At 63.2% G+C, this 14,042-nt stretch carries 14 protein-coding genes and 2 pseudogenes; 5 read left to right on the top strand and 11 right to left on the bottom strand.

From position 1 onward, the window contains the following. Positions 1-9: 9 nt before the first annotated feature. Together GDI_RS13135 and GDI_RS13140 are read left to right on the top strand one after the other, a co-directional pair. Positions 10-540: a sigma-70 family RNA polymerase sigma factor gene (locus GDI_RS13135; RefSeq protein ID WP_012226927.1), complete on the top strand. Its 531-nt coding sequence runs from the start codon at positions 10-12 to the stop codon at positions 538-540. After that, complete coding sequence (locus GDI_RS13140) at positions 530-1,171, top strand: NrsF family protein (protein WP_041249457.1); 642 nt, start codon at positions 530-532, stop codon at positions 1,169-1,171. Before GDI_RS13135 ends, GDI_RS13140 begins: the two co-directional genes overlap by 11 nt. 73 nt (positions 1,172-1,244) lie before the next feature. On the opposite strand, the gene yghU is transcribed toward GDI_RS13140, so the two are convergent. The 8 genes and pseudogenes from yghU to GDI_RS13175 form a co-directional block, all read right to left on the bottom strand. Next, a complete protein-coding gene (gene yghU, locus GDI_RS13145; protein WP_012226929.1) occupies positions 1,245-2,120 on the bottom strand; it encodes a glutathione-dependent disulfide-bond oxidoreductase in 876 nt (291 codons plus the stop codon). Between the two features lie 18 nt (positions 2,121-2,138). Continuing rightward, positions 2,139-2,837, bottom strand: a complete 699-nt coding sequence (locus GDI_RS13150) for a glutathione S-transferase family protein (RefSeq protein WP_012226930.1) — start codon at positions 2,835-2,837, stop codon at positions 2,139-2,141. Between the two features lie 165 nt (positions 2,838-3,002). Further along, a pseudogene (locus GDI_RS13155) lies at positions 3,003-3,602 on the bottom strand (SDR family oxidoreductase); the annotation flags it as partial. Positions 3,603-3,607: 5 nt separating this feature from the next. Beyond that, positions 3,608-3,712, bottom strand: a pseudogene (locus GDI_RS20690) (SDR family NAD(P)-dependent oxidoreductase); the annotation flags it as partial. A gap of 98 nt (positions 3,713-3,810) precedes the next feature. After that, positions 3,811-4,227 carry a carboxymuconolactone decarboxylase family protein gene (locus GDI_RS13160; RefSeq protein ID WP_012226932.1) on the bottom strand — a complete coding sequence of 139 codons (417 nt, stop codon included), beginning with the start codon at positions 4,225-4,227 and terminating at the stop codon, positions 3,811-3,813. Between the two features lie 75 nt (positions 4,228-4,302). Beyond that, on the bottom strand, positions 4,303-4,977 hold the full coding sequence (locus GDI_RS13165; protein WP_012226934.1) for a peroxiredoxin-like family protein: 675 nt from the start codon (positions 4,975-4,977) through the stop codon (positions 4,303-4,305). A gap of 107 nt (positions 4,978-5,084) precedes the next feature. Next, positions 5,085-6,179 carry an alkene reductase gene (locus GDI_RS13170; RefSeq protein WP_012226935.1) on the bottom strand — a complete coding sequence of 365 codons (1,095 nt, stop codon included), beginning with the start codon at positions 6,177-6,179 and terminating at the stop codon, positions 5,085-5,087. A 25-nt stretch (positions 6,180-6,204) separates the two neighbouring features. Next, positions 6,205-6,840: a glutathione S-transferase family protein gene (locus GDI_RS13175; protein WP_012226936.1), complete on the bottom strand. Its 636-nt coding sequence runs from the start codon at positions 6,838-6,840 to the stop codon at positions 6,205-6,207. A gap of 271 nt (positions 6,841-7,111) precedes the next feature. Between GDI_RS13175 and GDI_RS13185 the strand changes: the two genes are divergently transcribed. Beyond that, positions 7,112-7,996, top strand: coding sequence for a LysR family transcriptional regulator (locus GDI_RS13185; protein ID WP_012226938.1), 885 nt, complete (start codon positions 7,112-7,114; stop codon positions 7,994-7,996). A gap of 33 nt (positions 7,997-8,029) precedes the next feature. On the opposite strand, the gene GDI_RS13190 is transcribed toward GDI_RS13185, so the two are convergent. Continuing rightward, complete coding sequence (locus tag GDI_RS13190; protein ID WP_012226939.1) at positions 8,030-8,665, bottom strand: TetR/AcrR family transcriptional regulator; 636 nt, start codon at positions 8,663-8,665, stop codon at positions 8,030-8,032. Positions 8,666-8,750: 85 nt separating this feature from the next. Here GDI_RS13190 and GDI_RS13195 point away from each other — a divergent pair, with 85 nt between their 5' ends. Continuing rightward, positions 8,751-9,242, top strand: a complete 492-nt coding sequence (locus GDI_RS13195) for a redoxin domain-containing protein (protein ID WP_012226940.1) — start codon at positions 8,751-8,753, stop codon at positions 9,240-9,242. Positions 9,243-9,299: 57 nt separating this feature from the next. Here the strand turns inward: GDI_RS13195 and GDI_RS13200 are convergent, their stop codons facing one another. Continuing rightward, entirely contained in the window at positions 9,300-9,866 is a 567-nt protein-coding gene (locus GDI_RS13200; protein ID WP_012226941.1) for a carboxymuconolactone decarboxylase family protein, read from the bottom strand. A 331-nt stretch (positions 9,867-10,197) separates the two neighbouring features. Continuing rightward, positions 10,198-11,394, bottom strand: a complete 1,197-nt coding sequence (locus GDI_RS13205) for an IS256-like element ISGdi8 family transposase (protein ID WP_012226942.1) — start codon at positions 11,392-11,394, stop codon at positions 10,198-10,200. A gap of 204 nt (positions 11,395-11,598) precedes the next feature. Here GDI_RS13205 and GDI_RS13210 point away from each other — a divergent pair, with 204 nt between their 5' ends. Then, positions 11,599-14,037: a copper-transporting P-type ATPase gene (locus GDI_RS13210; RefSeq protein WP_012226943.1), complete on the top strand. Its 2,439-nt coding sequence runs from the start codon at positions 11,599-11,601 to the stop codon at positions 14,035-14,037. The last annotated feature ends 5 nt before the right edge of the window (positions 14,038-14,042 follow it).

Consider the following 14,042-nt stretch of genomic DNA (forward strand, 5'->3'; position numbering starts at 1 on the left):
GGAGGGTTCGTGACGGAAGCGGATTGGAGCCGCTGGATGGCGGCGGCTCAGGCGGGCGACGCCGATGCCTATCGCCACGTGCTCGCAGAGGCCCAGGATTGGCTGAGACGCTTCTTTCTCCGGCGTCTGCCGCTATCCATGGTTGACGATGCAGTACAGGACACGTTGCTTGCCGTTCACGAGAAACGGCATACATTCAATCCGTCCCAGAAGTTCGGCCCCTGGATCGCGGCGATCGCTCGATACAAGTGGATCGATCGGTTGCGGGCCGCCAGCCGGGCGAATGATGCGCCGCTCGACGACGATCTGCCGGTGCAGGATCATGAGGAGCAGGTGACGACGGCCTATGCGCTGGAACGCCTGCTCGGGCAGTTGAAGCCAGCGCAGGCGGAAGCCATCCGCCTCGTCAAGCTGCGCGGGTTGAGTATCGAGGAGGCGGCACGCCGAACGGGACAGTCCGCCACGCTGGTCAAGGTCAACATTCATCGCGGTCTGAACCGCATGAATGCTTTAGTAATGCGAGGTAGTGATGTCGACTGATCCCCTGATCGATCGGCTCGCGACCGGCCTGCGGCCCGTCAGACGGCGGACGCCGTGGCGGGACGCGACGATCCTGTTGGCGCTCGGCGTGATCGAGATCGTCTTCGTGCTGAAGCTGGGTCTGATGCGTCCGGACATGCCGCACGCCATGGGAATGCCGAGCTTCTGGTGGAAGGCCGCAAGCCTGGCCGTGATTGCCGTCGTCGGCGGGACGACGGCGCTCCTGTCGCTCGATCCCACACGCTCACCGCGACGGGGTCTGCGCATCGTGGGCATGCTCGCCCTCGCGGCACTCGTGCTCGGCTGGCTGGTGGACGTGCTTCAGGCCGGTCCCGCCGTGCTCTGGCAGCGGCTCGATCCGACGCACGGCATCGTCTGCGCGCGGAAAATCGTGGAATTGTCCCTGCCGGCGGTGCTGGCGCTCGGCCTGTTCGCGCGGCGCGGCGCCCCGGTGGATGCGCGCGGCACGGCCTGGGCAGTGGGGATCGCCGCCGCGGCCTTTGGCGCGCTGGCCTTCGCGCTGGCCTGTCCGTTCGACGACCCGCTTTATGTCGCCGTCTGGTATTCGGCGGCCTGCGGCGTCGTGACACTCGTGACGCGTCTGGTCCTGCCGCCACTGACCCGCTGGTAGGGTGAACAACACCGCCATCCTGGTCCGGATGGCGGCCGAGGGCCGGTTTTCAGCGGGACCGGTCCACGAAACATCAGCCCTGGGCAAGCCGGTCCTGCGTTTTCGTCTCGAAGTCGGACGCGTCATGGCGTTCGTGCAACTGGCTTGACGGCTCGCCGACCATACGGTTGACCATTCGACCACGCCGCACGGCCGGGCGTTCGAGCAGCCGGTCCGCCCAGGCCCGGACATGCGGATAGTCCTGTACGTTCAGGAACGTGGCGGCATCGTTATACATCCAGCCCTCCACGAGGCCGCCATACCATGGGAAGATCGCCATATCGGCAATCGTGTAATCGTCGCCCGCGATGAACGGGCTTTCGGCAAGCCGCCGGTTGAGAACGTCGAGCTGGCGCTTGGCCTCCATGGTGAAGCGGTTGATCGCGTATTCGATTTTCTCCGGCGCATAGGCATAAAAATGCCCGAAGCCGCCGCCGATATACGGACCGCTTCCGACCTGCCAGAACAGCCAGTTGAGACACGCCGTTCGACCCGCGATATCCTTCGGCAGGAACGCATCGAATTTCTCGGCAAGATACAGCAGGATGGAGCCGGATTCGAACACGTTCAGCGGCCTGTCCAGACTATGGTCCACGAGCGCCGGGATCTTGGAATTCGGGTTCACGTCGGTAAAACCGGAACCGAATTGATCGCCCTCCCCGATCTTGATCAGCCACGCATCATACTCGGCGCCTGCATGGCCTGCCGCCAGCAGCTCTTCCAGCATGATCGTGACCTTCACGCCATTCGGCGTCCCCAGCGAGTAGAGCTGGAGCGGATGGCGGCCGACTGGAAGCGCCTTCTCATGCGTGGGGCCTGCGACCGGGCGGTTGATGCTGGCGAATGTGCCACCGTTCTGGGCGTTCCATGTCCAGACCGGCGGCGGGGTGTAGGTATTCGATGAAGACATGTAACGGACCTTTCGCGATTATGCCGGGAAGTTCGAGGGATAGAGCGCGCGTAACGCTTGCACGTCCATCTCGGTCTTGAAAGTATGGGTGGTCATGACGGCGCGGGCACGGGCAACGGCCGGACGTGCGTTCATGAGGTTCATGAAGCGCGCCAGGTTGGGCCAGGGTGCCAGCGGTGTGTCTGACCCTTTCATCACGCGCGGCGCGCGGTCGAGCCAGCCCCATGCCGACATGTCGGCAATGGTATAATCCTCGCCGACGACGAAGGAGCGGCCTTCCAGATGGTCGTTCAGCACCTGGTAATGCCGCTCTGTTTCCCGTCGGTAGCGGTTGACGGCATAGTCGAGTCCGCCGGGCGCGGCATACTGGAAATGCACGGCCTGACCGGAAAACGGGCCGAGGCCGGTGCCCAGAAACATCAGCCAGGACAGGAGTTCCGGGCGGTCGGCGTCGGTGCCGAGGAAGCGATCCGTCTTTTCGGCCAGATAGAGAAGAATGGCCGTGGAATCGAAGACGCGGGCTTCCTGGCCGCCGGGGCCGTCCGTATCGACGATGGCCGGAAGCTTGCCGTTCGGGTTGATCCTGCGGAAAGCCGGCGCGTGCTGCTCCCCCTTGCTGGTATCGATCGGCACGGCTTCATAGGAAAGTCCAGCCTCCTCCAGGAACAGCGCGATTTTCGCGGGGTTCGGCGTCGGGTGGTAGTAGAAGCGGATCATGGGCGTCCATCCTTTCGATATGTCGGCCGGGATACTCATGGTGGGGAAAATGACGACTGTTGTGGAGAAGACCGGTGCGGGACCGGCGTTTCATTCAGCCGCAGGGATCGTTCTCGCAGGACGAGCACCACCCCGTCAGAGGCCGGATCGGGCGCCAGCGCCACCTCAGGCTCTTCCGATCGAAGCGCCGCCGTCGATATGCAGGGTCTGCCCCGTCATGAACGATGCGTCTTCCGACAGCACAAACGCGATCGCCGCCGCCACTTCCTCCGGTCTTCCGAACCGCTTCATGGGAACACCCGACAGATAGCGTTTTTCACCATCGCTGCCGGGCATGTTGTTGGCGCGAAACAATTCGGTCTCTGTCGGACCAGGAGCGACGGTGTTGACCGTGATCCCGGTCGTGGCAAGTTCGAGGGCCCACCCCCGCGAAAAGCTGATCAGTGCCGACTTCGCCGCGGCATAGGCGGTCCGTTGCACGGCTCCAAGGGCTGTCAGGCTGGATATGTTGACGATGCGTCCCCAACCACGCGCCTTCATTCCCGGCAGAAAGGCCTGGGCCGTCAGGACAGCCGGGTGAAGATTGACCCGCATGACCTCGTCGAGAGCGGACAGGGAAACCTCTTCAAGGGATTGTGCTCTGACGAGGCCGACGTTGTTGACGACACCATCGAAAGCGTGTTGCTCCGCAAGCTCGGTGCACAGGCGTGCCGTTGCATCGCTGTCGGCAAGATCCGCCTGCACAAGGGTGCCTGGAAAGCCGTCCGTGCATTGCGCGCCAGACCGACGACGCGATGACCCTGCTTTGCCAGATTATGCGCCAGAGCCAGGCCGATACCCTTGCTGGCGCCGGTAATCAGAAAGGTGCGTTGCATTGTCGGGTCTCCAGGAGTGAAGGGGAGCGGGAGGAAACGAAATAGGGACCGCAGACAGGGTCATGCCGCGTTCCGATGCCTGCGGCCCCTGCCTTGTTTCAGAGAAGGCCGCGATGGCCTGCATAATCGGCCGTCTTGTCCAGCCCACGCGCGGCTATGATTTTTGTGGCGATCGGCAGGACGCTCGAGATGGCTGGAAATCCGACATAAGGGAGCATCTGGATCAGCGCTTCTTCGATCTCGCGCAGCTTCATACCGTGGTCGAGCGCGAAATTCATATGCAGACCGAATTCGTGAGGCTGTCGCAGCGCCACCATGACTGTCATGGTAATGAGGCTTCGGCGCGGCTGGTCGAGACCATCGCGCGTCCAGATATCGCCGAAGACGTGATCGACCGCGTATCCGACGATATCGGCCCCGAACGTGTTGGACGCGGCGGCGGTGGCAAGGCGCTCGGACGACTCAGGCCCCATCAGGGCGCGTGTTGCCGCGTTGCCTTTTTCTCTCGGTGTCATCGTCTGTCTTCCGTTTTCATGTCGTCCGCGCCAGCCTGGAACAACATGTCGGGCTGGCGTGGAATATCGCGCGGATCAGGCCGTGACGTTCGCGGCCTTGCGCAGGGCCGGGAGCATGTCTTCAGGCTCGGGGCGGCGGGTATAGTCCGGGTTGACCTCGGCATAGAGAATCACGCCGTCCTGGCCGATCACGAAGCGGCCCGGCATCGGCAGGGTCCAGCTGTCATCGCCGTTGAAGCCCGGCAGATCGTTCTTCAGGTTCCGGTAGAGTTCGACCAGATAATCCGGCAGCGCGAAACGCAGGCGGAATTTTGCGGCCACATCGTTATGCGTGTCCGACAGGATCGGGAAATCAAGCGCGTTCTGGCGCACCGACTTGCGGCTGTTGACCGCCGTCTGCGGCGAGATGGCGATCAGGTTCGCGCCGAGTGCGCGGAACGACGGCAGGGCGGCTTCGAGCGCCTGCAGTTCCATGTTGCAGTAAGGGCACCAGACACCGCGATAGAAGCTGACGACCAGCGGACCCTGCGCCAGAAGATCGGCGGTGGAGACGGGATTGCCTTCCGGATCGTTCAGTGTGAAATCCGGGGCCCTGTCACCGGCCTTGAGCGCCTTCTCGGCGGCACCGGCGGCGATCAGTTCGGCAGTGGCACGGTGCATCACCTCGATGACCGCATGCGGCACGTTATAGGGCGGCTTGCCGGCTTCGAAATCGGCCTTAAAGGCATCGAGTTTTGCCTGAAGTGACATGGTCGTTTCCTTTGTCAGTCGTAGCGACATGCTTGAGATAGAGCGGTCTGCTGCATGGGGGATGACGGCTCGGACGACTATTGGTCATTCCGGGCCGGAATGAGATCTCACCCGACGGATTCAAGCGCCGGATAATCGGTGTAGCCATGCGCATCGCCGCCGTAGAAGGTCGAACGGTCATACGGGTTCAGCGGCAGATTGCGTCGCAGACGCTCCGGCAGATCGGGATTGCTGATGAACGCCCGCCCGAAAGCGACGGCATCGGCGTCGCCTGCCCGGATGATCGCCTCGGCACTGGCGCCATCAAAACCGCCGGCGGCAATGAGCGTGCCGCTGAAGGCGCCGCGCAAATGCCGGGCCGCGACGGCATCGCTCTCGGCGACCAGTTCCGTGCCCTTGATGCGCGGCTCGACGACATGGAGATAGGCGATGCCCATTTCGTCCAGCTTCTCCGCGACATAGCCGAAGGTCTCCTGCGGGTTGCTGTCGGACATCGAACCGTAAGTGCCGCTTGGGCTCAGCCGCACGCCGACGCGATCCGCGCCCCACACATCGATGGCCGCCTGCGTCACTTCCAGCAGGAAGCGCGCGCGGTTTTCGATCGGGCCGCCATACGCGTCAGTGCGGTGGTTGGTGCCGTCCTGCAAAAACTGGTCGGGCAGGTAACCATTCGCACCGTGGATTTCCACACCGTCGAAACCGGCCGCTTTCGCACGCGCCGCGCCCTGGCGGAACTGCTCGATCACGCCGGGAATTTCATGAAGCGCCAGCGCGCGCGGCATCGAGAACGGCGCCGGCCCGTTCGGCGTGTAGGCATCGCCTTCCGCCTGGATGGCGGAGGGTGCCACGGGTGCGCCGCCGTCCGGCTGAAGATCGCGGTGGGACTGCCGTCCGACGTGCCAGAGCTGCATGACGATCTTGCCGCCGCTGGCATGCACGGCGTCGGTCACCGTGCGCCAGCCCTCGATCTGCGCATCGTCGTAGATGCCGGGTGCTCCGGCATAACCGTATCCTTCCCGCGCGACTGGCGTGGCTTCCGACACGATGAGGCCGCCATGCGATGTGCGTTGGGCGTAATATTCGCGCATGAGCGCACCGGCCTTGTCGCCGGGTTCCGAACGCATGCGGGTGAGCGGCGCCATGACGACCCGATGACCGAGCGACAGCGCGCCTGCCCTGAAAGGCGTGAAAAGCATGGACATGATGTTTTCCTTGAAAGGGATGACGTCAGTCTTGCGGGACGAGCGCTTCGACGCGGGCGATGCCGCGTTGCACGGCCGGGCGTGCTTCGACCGTCTCGTACCAGCGGGCGACATGCGTTGCGTCACTGAATGTGATGTTGGGAAAACCACGACGCCACAGCCAGCCGAAATGGGCGATGTCCGCGATGGTGAAGTCTGCCCCGGCAACGAAGGGGCGGTCCGCCAGCACGCCGTCGAGCACGCCCAGGGTGCGTGTCGCTTCGGCGGCGAAACGCTCGATGGCAAGGGGCTGAGGCTCGGCGGCGAAGCGCTGGAAGAAGCCGGACTGGCCGAAAGCAGGACTCAGACCGGACGCGTGAAAGAAAAGCTGCTCGAAAACGCGGGCGCGCTCTTCCCCGCTGGCCGGCAGAAGCCGCCCGGTTTTCTCGGCGAGATAAACGAGGATCGCCGCTGATTCCGTGAGGACGAACGGATCGCCGCTCTCGGGCGTGTCGACGAGGACCGGCACCTTGCCGTTGGGGTTCAGCCTGAGGAACTCCGGCGTCTTCTGTTCGCCCTTGCGGACATTGACGCCGTGCAGCGTATAGGGAAGCCCCAGTTCCTCCAGCGCGATCGGCACCTTGACGCTGTTGGGCGTCGCGAAAGCATAGACATCAAGCATCGTCGTTTTCTCCTTCTTGGCGGGCTTGCGGGCCGGAGAGGACATGCCCGACCAACGCCAACAGGGCATGAAGCAGCGGGCTGCCGGTGAGCTGGAAGGCGAGCATGCTGTGCGCGATGGCCGGTTCGGACGCCGCGACAATGAAGGGTCCGAACATCGGGTCTTCTTTCTCTCTGGCCCGGCCTGTCCGGGTGAAGGAGACGATATCGTCCATGCCGCTCGACATGGCAGTCGTCTCGGGGCGATAAAGGTCATTCCTCGGAGGAATGGCATGGACCGATATCAGGCGATGACCACGTTCGTGCGCGTGCTGGAAACAGGATCGTTCTCAGCCGCGGCGCGTCAGCTTGGCGTGGGGCAGCCGGCGGTTTCCAAGACCGTGGCGCAACTCGAGGCCCGACTTCAGGTCAGCTTGCTGATCCGCACCACGCACGGCCTGACGCCGACCGAGGCCGGGCAGAACTTCTATGAACGCGCGCGCAACGCCATCCAGGAGGCGGACGAAGCAGAACTCGCCGCCAAAGGGGCGAGCATCGGGCTGTCCGGGCGATTGCGGGTGTCGGCCGCGACGACGTTTTCGCGCCTGCATGTGATTCCGAAATTACCCGCGTTTCTGGCGGCGCATCCGCAACTCGATGTCGATTTCCTTCTCGACGACCGGATGATCGATCTCGTGGCGGAGGGCGTCGATATCTCCCTGCGCATGGGTGCGCTCTCCGATTCCACGGCCGTTGTGAGAAAAGTCGCGACCGGCCGGCGATCGGTCATCGCAACGCCCGCCTATCTGGCGCGCGCGGGAGTACCGCGGCACCCTGCGGATCTCGCGAACCACGACACCGTCATCTACAGTCAACTGCCAAGCGTCTGGTCGTTCACGCGGGATGGGGCGGCGGTGTCGGTTTCCGTCTCGGGACGGCTGCGCGTCAGTGCCGCCGAAGGATTGCGCGCCGCGATACTGGCGGATATGGGCCTGACCATCACGTCGGACTGGATGTTCGCGCCGGAACTGGAACGCGGCGCTGTCGTGCGGGTGCTGGAAGGGTGGTCGTTGCCCCCCATCGATCTCTGGGCCGTTTTTCCGGCCGGTCGCATGATGACCGCGAAAGCACGCCAGTTCGCAGGATTTGTCGAGGATCTGATGAATTCGATGGTGTGAGCGGTCTCGCAGGCAATTTTCAGAATGGACGCTCTACCCGACGACAACACTGGCATGTCGTTTTACATATGCAAGCGCCATGTCGATGGCGAGTTCTAATGGACGGGTTTCGCGGCTCGTTTTCGCCAGAATTATTCCACCCTGGACCGCCGCGACCATCGCCACCGCCACAGCGGCAACATCCGTATCCGAGTCCAGCTGACCGATCTGCCGCATCCGGCGCAAGCCGTTCTCGATGACGTTGCTCCAGTCTGAAAAGCTCTGCCTGAGCTGAAGCCTTGCCTCTTCCGACTGTGTGGACAGCTCGCTGGCAAGCGAGCCGATCGGGCAGCCACCGATTCCGCCACTGGCCCGAAACGCTGCGATAATCATGTCGCCCCATGCACGCAAGGCGACGAAGGAATCCAGCCCACCGAGAGACTTTGCGTTGGCGGCCAGGATCCGACTGGTTTGCAGGTCGATGACGTCGCGAATGAGCGCCTGTTTATTGGCGAAATAATGATAAAGCTGGGATTTGCTGGTGTTCGTTACCTCCATCACAGTGTCGAGGCTCACGTTTTCAGCGCCGTGCAGATAGATCAACTCGGCAGCGCCCTCGACGATACGCTGTTTTGTCGCCGCGCCACGGGGCGTCAAAGGGCGGTTTGTAATCGTTCTCTCGCGGGTCATGGTTCAATTCCAACATAATGGACTGGACAGTCCACTTTGGAAGTCGCATGCCACGACGCTATCGTCCATATCAACGAGGAAGAAAATGACAGGACAGCTCAAAAACGGCGATATGTTCCCGAATCTTGTGATCCCGGAGGTGGGAGGAGGCACACTGCGTCCGGCGAACGATCTTAACGGAAAATATCGGGTTATCCTGATCTATCGGGGGCATTGGTGCCCGTTCTGCAATGAACAGATCGCCGCATTTGCGCAGGCCGCCGACGCCTTGTCTGAGGCTGAAATCGACGTAATGGCGTTCTCGGTGGATGACGAAACGGCGTCGGCTGCGTTTGCCGCGAAACATCACTGGCCATTCCCGCTGGGCCATTCCGCTGACGTTGAGACAATTGTCGAACGCACTGGGGCCTATGACATGCACCACCCCAGCCGAGGCCATTTTCTGGAAACGACCGGCTTCATCCTCGCACCGGATGGCTCGATCGTGAATGCCGTGTATTCGACCCGCGCCATCGGGCGCCTCGTTCCAGGAGATGTGATCCGGCTGATCGCGTTTATGCGTTCGTTATCGAAATAAAACACCGGTCCAGCTTTCAAAAAAAGGGCGCCCGGCATCATGCCGGGCGCCCGAAAATCACGACGCGTTGCCGGTCGGCTTCGTCCATTCATTCCCCTTCATGAAATCGTCGAGGGGCGTGTGGACAATGTGGTTGGTGTAATTGCTCATCACTTTGGTGGCGACGCCCAGCACAACCTCAAGCACGTTGCGGCGGGTGAAACCGGCATTGATAAAAGCGTCGACATTGGCGTCGGCGACCTGGCCGCGGTTACGGACAACCAACGTCGTGAAGTGATGGAGTGCTTCCAGCTTCGCATCCGGCAAGGGCTTGCCGGCACGCAAAGCCTCAATCACGGCCGCTTCCATCTTCTGCATTTTGGCCAGCGTCGTGTGACCGGCCATGCAGTAACGGCACTCATTCTCGTAGTTCGAGGTGAGGTAAACGACCTGCTGCTCATGAGCGGTCAGTGTCGTCTTGGAAAACAGATCCCAGAGTGCCGTATAACCTGCCAGCAGCTCCGGTGATTCGGCCATGTAGGATTGCAGGTTGGGTACGAAGCCGAAAGCGCCCTTGACACCCTCGAAAATGGGACGGGCGGCTTCGGGAGCGGTATCGGTCGTATAAGCGGTGAATTGGGTCATTGGTCTGGTTTCCTCTCTGCCAAGGATTAGGTGACGGAGAGGAATTTGATCGATCGATTGGAGTGGTCCTAGGGAGCGCCCGGGACTAACGATTATGCCCTGCTGGAATAGATAGACCGGTTTCGTACTTAATGCGGCGTCCTCGTCGCCCGGTTTACCAGTCGGTAGCTCTCGAGGAGGCCGTATCATATGTGCGGATGTCACGCGCGAGACCATCGGAGGTGCGTGCCGATGGCGCAACTTGAAATCGGGCATCTTGAACGGACAGCAGCGTGGGGCTGTGTCCCGAGGTGTGGTGTAGGAGCACCGTTCCTCGAAGGGTTCGAGGTTATCAGGCGGCCACGGCGGGCAGGCTGATTGTGGGATTATGGCTGATGGCGGCCAGTCCTTCCAGCGTCATGTAACGTCGGCAGACCGCCCACTCGTCGTTCTGTTCGAGCATCAGCGCGCCGACGAGGCGGATAATGGCGGCATCGTTGGGGAAAATGCCGATGACGTCGCAGCGACGCTTGATCTCCCTGTTCACCCGCTCGATCGGGTTCGTCGACGAGATTTGCGTCCAATGCTCCCGAGGAAAGCCCATGTAGGCAAGCACGTCCACTTCCGTCCGCTTCATGAATTCGGCCAGCTTCGGAAAGCCTTCGCGCAGCTTGTCGGTGACGTGCCGCCATTGGCGTGACGCATCCTCGGCGGTTTCCTGCGTGAAGATCGTGCGCAACAGGGCCGAGATGGCAGGACGCTGCTTCGCATGGGCATGGGCGAGCGCATTGCGCAGCCAGTGCACCCGGCAGCGTTGCAGGGTCGCATTGAACACGCGACCGGCCGCGGCCCGCAGTCCGGCATGCGCGTCGGCCACCACCAACTTCACGCCGCGCAGGCCGCGATCGGCCAGGGAGCGCAGGAAATCCGTCCAGAACGCTTCCGCTTCGGACGGTCCCGTCGCCACGCCGAGCACCTCACGACGGCCGTCCGTATTTACGCCCACGGCGATTATCACGGCAATCGAGACAATCCGGCCACCCTGGCGCAGTTTCAGATAGGTGGCGTCGATCCAGAGATACGGCCATTCGCCCTCGATCGGCCGAGACAGGAAGCTGTTGACCCGTTCGTCGATCTCGCCCACCAGACGACTGACCTGGCTTTTGGAGATGCCCCCGGCGCCCATCGCGCGGACGAGATCATCGACCGATCGCGTGGAAATACCCTGGACGTAGGCTTCCTGGATGACCGCCAGCAGTGCCTTTTCCGCCGTTTTCCGCGGCTCCAGGAAGGTCGGGAAATAGCTGCCCTTGCGTAGCTTCGGGATCGCAAGCTCCACCGTGCCCGCCCGGGTGTCCCAGTTCCGAGCGCGGTAGCCGTTGCGTTGGGTCGAGCGGGAGGCCGAACGCGCGCCAAGCGGCGCACCGGTCCGGGCCTCAACCTCCATCTCCATCATCCGATCGGCAGCGAACGCCAGCATCTCACGAACAAAATCGCCATCCGACGCTTGCTCCACAAGCTCCAGCAGCGCCATCTTCTCGTCGGTCATCGTCAGGTCCTTCAGGTTCAGTTCGCACCCGAACCCTATCAAAGACCGGCGATGGCCGCCTCAGCAGCCAGACTCGCTCCTACACCACACCTCGGGACACAGCCCAGCGTGGCGACAGGAAGCGACTTAGCGCAAGCATCGCGGACATCAGAGATAGAGACGATCCGTTCTTGATAGCGTTCATTCCGCCATTTTTGCTGAAACATGCTACTGGATAATTGCCGGCCGATTACAGTGGTCAGGCCTCCTGCGGCTCCAATCGAGGGACATGGCATGTCACAGACGCATCAGCCGGGCGACCAGCGCCCATCCTCGCCTGGAACCGTCTGGACGTGTCCGATGCATCCGGAAGTCAGGGAGACGCAGCCTGGCAAATGCCCGAAATGTGGCATGACGCTTCAGCAGGCGGACGAAACCGGCGCCATGCCGTCGATGCCGGGAATGAACAATCACCAGATGCGGCATGCTATGACGCGCCACGATCCGGAGCATGCGTCGCCGACTTCAATGAAGGCCGCGCTTCCTTCCGCCGGCTCACATACGATCTGGACCTGCCCGATGCATCCGCAGATCCGGCGGGACGATCCGGGAAACTGCCCGCTCTGCGGCATGGCGCTTGAGCCGGAGGAACCGGCGGGTCAGTCCGAGGAAAGCCCCGAACTGAAGGATTTCACGCGGCGCCTGATTGTGGCCGCGGCGCTCGCCGTTCCCCTGCTGATCGTCTCGATGGGCGGAGATGTCGGGCTGCGCCTCCTTCCGCCCGTTCTTTCGCCCTGGGTTCAACTCGCGCTCACGCTGCCCATCGTCTGCTGGGCGGGACTACCATTCTTCCAGCGTGGCCTCGCCTCGCTGCCTACGCTGCACTTCAACATGTTCACCCTGATCATGTTCGGCGTCGGCGCGGCCTTCGGCTACAGCCTTGCCGCGACCTTCGCGCCCAATGTCTTCCCTGCGACCTTCCGGACGCCGGATGGCACGCTGCCCGTCTATTACGAGGCGGCGGGCGTCGTGGTGGCGCTGGTGCTGCTCGGCCAGGTGCTGGAACTGCGCGCTCGTGCGGCGACCGGCAACGCCATCCGTGCGCTGCTGGACCTCACGCCGAAACAGGCGCACCGCATCGGTGCCGACGACAGGGAGCAGGATGTTCCGGTCGAGGACGTTATGAAGGGCGACCGGTTGCGCGTCCGGCCGGGAGAATCTGTCCCCGTTGACGGCACGGTGCTGGACGGCGCGTCGAGCGTCGATGAATCCATGATCACCGGCGAGCCCGCGCCCGTCGAGAAGAAAGCCGGCGATCCGGTGACAGGGGGCACCATCAACGGCACAGGAAGTCTGGAGATCGAGGCGCAGGCGGTCGGCAGCGACACGATGCTGGCGCGCATCGTCAAGATGGTCGCCTCGGCCCAGCGCTCGCGCGCGCCGATCCAGACCGTCGCAGACCGCGTCTCGGGCTGGTTCGTGCCGCTGGTGCTTGCTGTCTCTATCGTGACCTTCATCGTCTGGTATGCCGTCGGTCCGGCGCCGCGCTTCGGTCACGCGCTGCTCAACGCGATTTCGGTACTGATCATCGCCTGCCCCTGCGCGCTGGGTCTGGCGACGCCGATGTCGGTGATGGTCGGCACCGGGCGCGGCGCGCGCGAGGGTGTGCTGGTGCGCGACGCGGGCGCATTGCAGGCAGTGGACAAGGTGGACACGCTGGTCGTGGACAAGACCGGCACGCTGACTGAAGGGCACCCGAAGCTGATCGCGCTGGACGTCGCGGAGGGCTGGCGGGAGGATGAGGTGCTGCGTCCGGCGGCGTCGGTCGAGGCGGAGTCGCAGCATCCGCTGGCGCAGGCCGTGGTCCGGGCGCTGAAGGAGCGCCACGGCGAACCCGCGCCGGTCGGGGATTTCGCCTCGCAGCCCGGTCTGGGCGTCAGCGGAACGGTGAACGGGCATCAGGTGGTGATCGGCAATGCCGAACGGCTGAAGCAGGCGGGGGTCGATACCGCGCCGCTGGAGGCGACGGCCGGGGCGCGGCGTCAGGACGGCGCGGGCGTGATGTTTGTCGCCATCGATGGCAGGTTGGCCGGGCTGATCGCGGTGGCCGATCCCCTGCGGGCGGATACGAAGGCGGCGCTTGCGGCCCTGCACGCCGATGGGTTGCGCATCGTTATGCTCACGGGCGACAATGAGGCGACCGCCGCCGCTGTGGCGAAGGCTGCTGGGAATATTGCCGAAATCCACGCCGGACTGAAGCCGCAGGACAAGGCGGACATTATCCGGAGGCTTGAGGCAGCGGGGGCGCATGTGGCGATGACGGGGGATGGCGTGAACGATGCTCCCGCGCTCGCCGCCGCGTCCGTCGGCATTGCCATGGGTACGGGAACGGACGTTGCCATCGAGAGCGCGGGGATTACGCTGGCCCATGGCAGTCTCGGCGCGCTGGTTCGTGCCCGGACTCTGGCGCATGACACGATGCACAACATCCGGCAGAATCTGGCGTTCTCGTTTCTGTTCAACGGGATCGGCATCCCGGTCGCGGCGGGCGTCCTCTACCCGGTATTCGGGCTTCTGTTGTCGCCCATGATCGGAGGCGCGGCCATGGCGCTCTCCTCCGTCACGGTCATCACCAACGCGCTGCGGCTTGGAAAAACCCCGTGATACAA

The organism is Gluconacetobacter diazotrophicus PA1 5 (genome assembly GCF_000067045.1).
Taxonomy (GTDB): Bacteria; Pseudomonadota; Alphaproteobacteria; order Acetobacterales; family Acetobacteraceae; genus Gluconacetobacter; species Gluconacetobacter diazotrophicus.

Coding starts and splice junctions, on each gene's coding strand:
- GDI_RS13140 (WP_041249457.1), top strand. CDS start 530: ATGTCGACTGATCCCCTGATCGATCGGCTCGCGACCGGCCTGCGGCCC.
- yghU (WP_012226929.1), bottom strand. CDS start 2,120: ATGTCTTCATCGAATACCTACACCCCGCCGCCGGTCTGGACATGGAAC.
- GDI_RS13150 (WP_012226930.1), bottom strand. CDS start 2,837: ATGATCCGCTTCTACTACCACCCGACGCCGAACCCCGCGAAAATCGCG.
- GDI_RS13160 (WP_012226932.1), bottom strand. CDS start 4,227: ATGACACCGAGAGAAAAAGGCAACGCGGCAACACGCGCCCTGATGGGG.
- GDI_RS13165 (WP_012226934.1), bottom strand. CDS start 4,977: ATGTCACTTCAGGCAAAACTCGATGCCTTTAAGGCCGATTTCGAAGCC.
- GDI_RS13170 (WP_012226935.1), bottom strand. CDS start 6,179: ATGTCCATGCTTTTCACGCCTTTCAGGGCAGGCGCGCTGTCGCTCGGT.
- GDI_RS13175 (WP_012226936.1), bottom strand. CDS start 6,840: ATGCTTGATGTCTATGCTTTCGCGACGCCCAACAGCGTCAAGGTGCCG.
- GDI_RS13185 (WP_012226938.1), top strand. CDS start 7,112: ATGGACCGATATCAGGCGATGACCACGTTCGTGCGCGTGCTGGAAACA.
- GDI_RS13190 (WP_012226939.1), bottom strand. CDS start 8,665: ATGACCCGCGAGAGAACGATTACAAACCGCCCTTTGACGCCCCGTGGC.
- GDI_RS13195 (WP_012226940.1), top strand. CDS start 8,751: ATGACAGGACAGCTCAAAAACGGCGATATGTTCCCGAATCTTGTGATC.
- GDI_RS13200 (WP_012226941.1), bottom strand. CDS start 9,866: ATGACCCAATTCACCGCTTATACGACCGATACCGCTCCCGAAGCCGCC.
- GDI_RS13205 (WP_012226942.1), bottom strand. CDS start 11,394: ATGACCGACGAGAAGATGGCGCTGCTGGAGCTTGTGGAGCAAGCGTCG.
- GDI_RS13210 (WP_012226943.1), top strand. CDS start 11,599: ATGCTACTGGATAATTGCCGGCCGATTACAGTGGTCAGGCCTCCTGCG.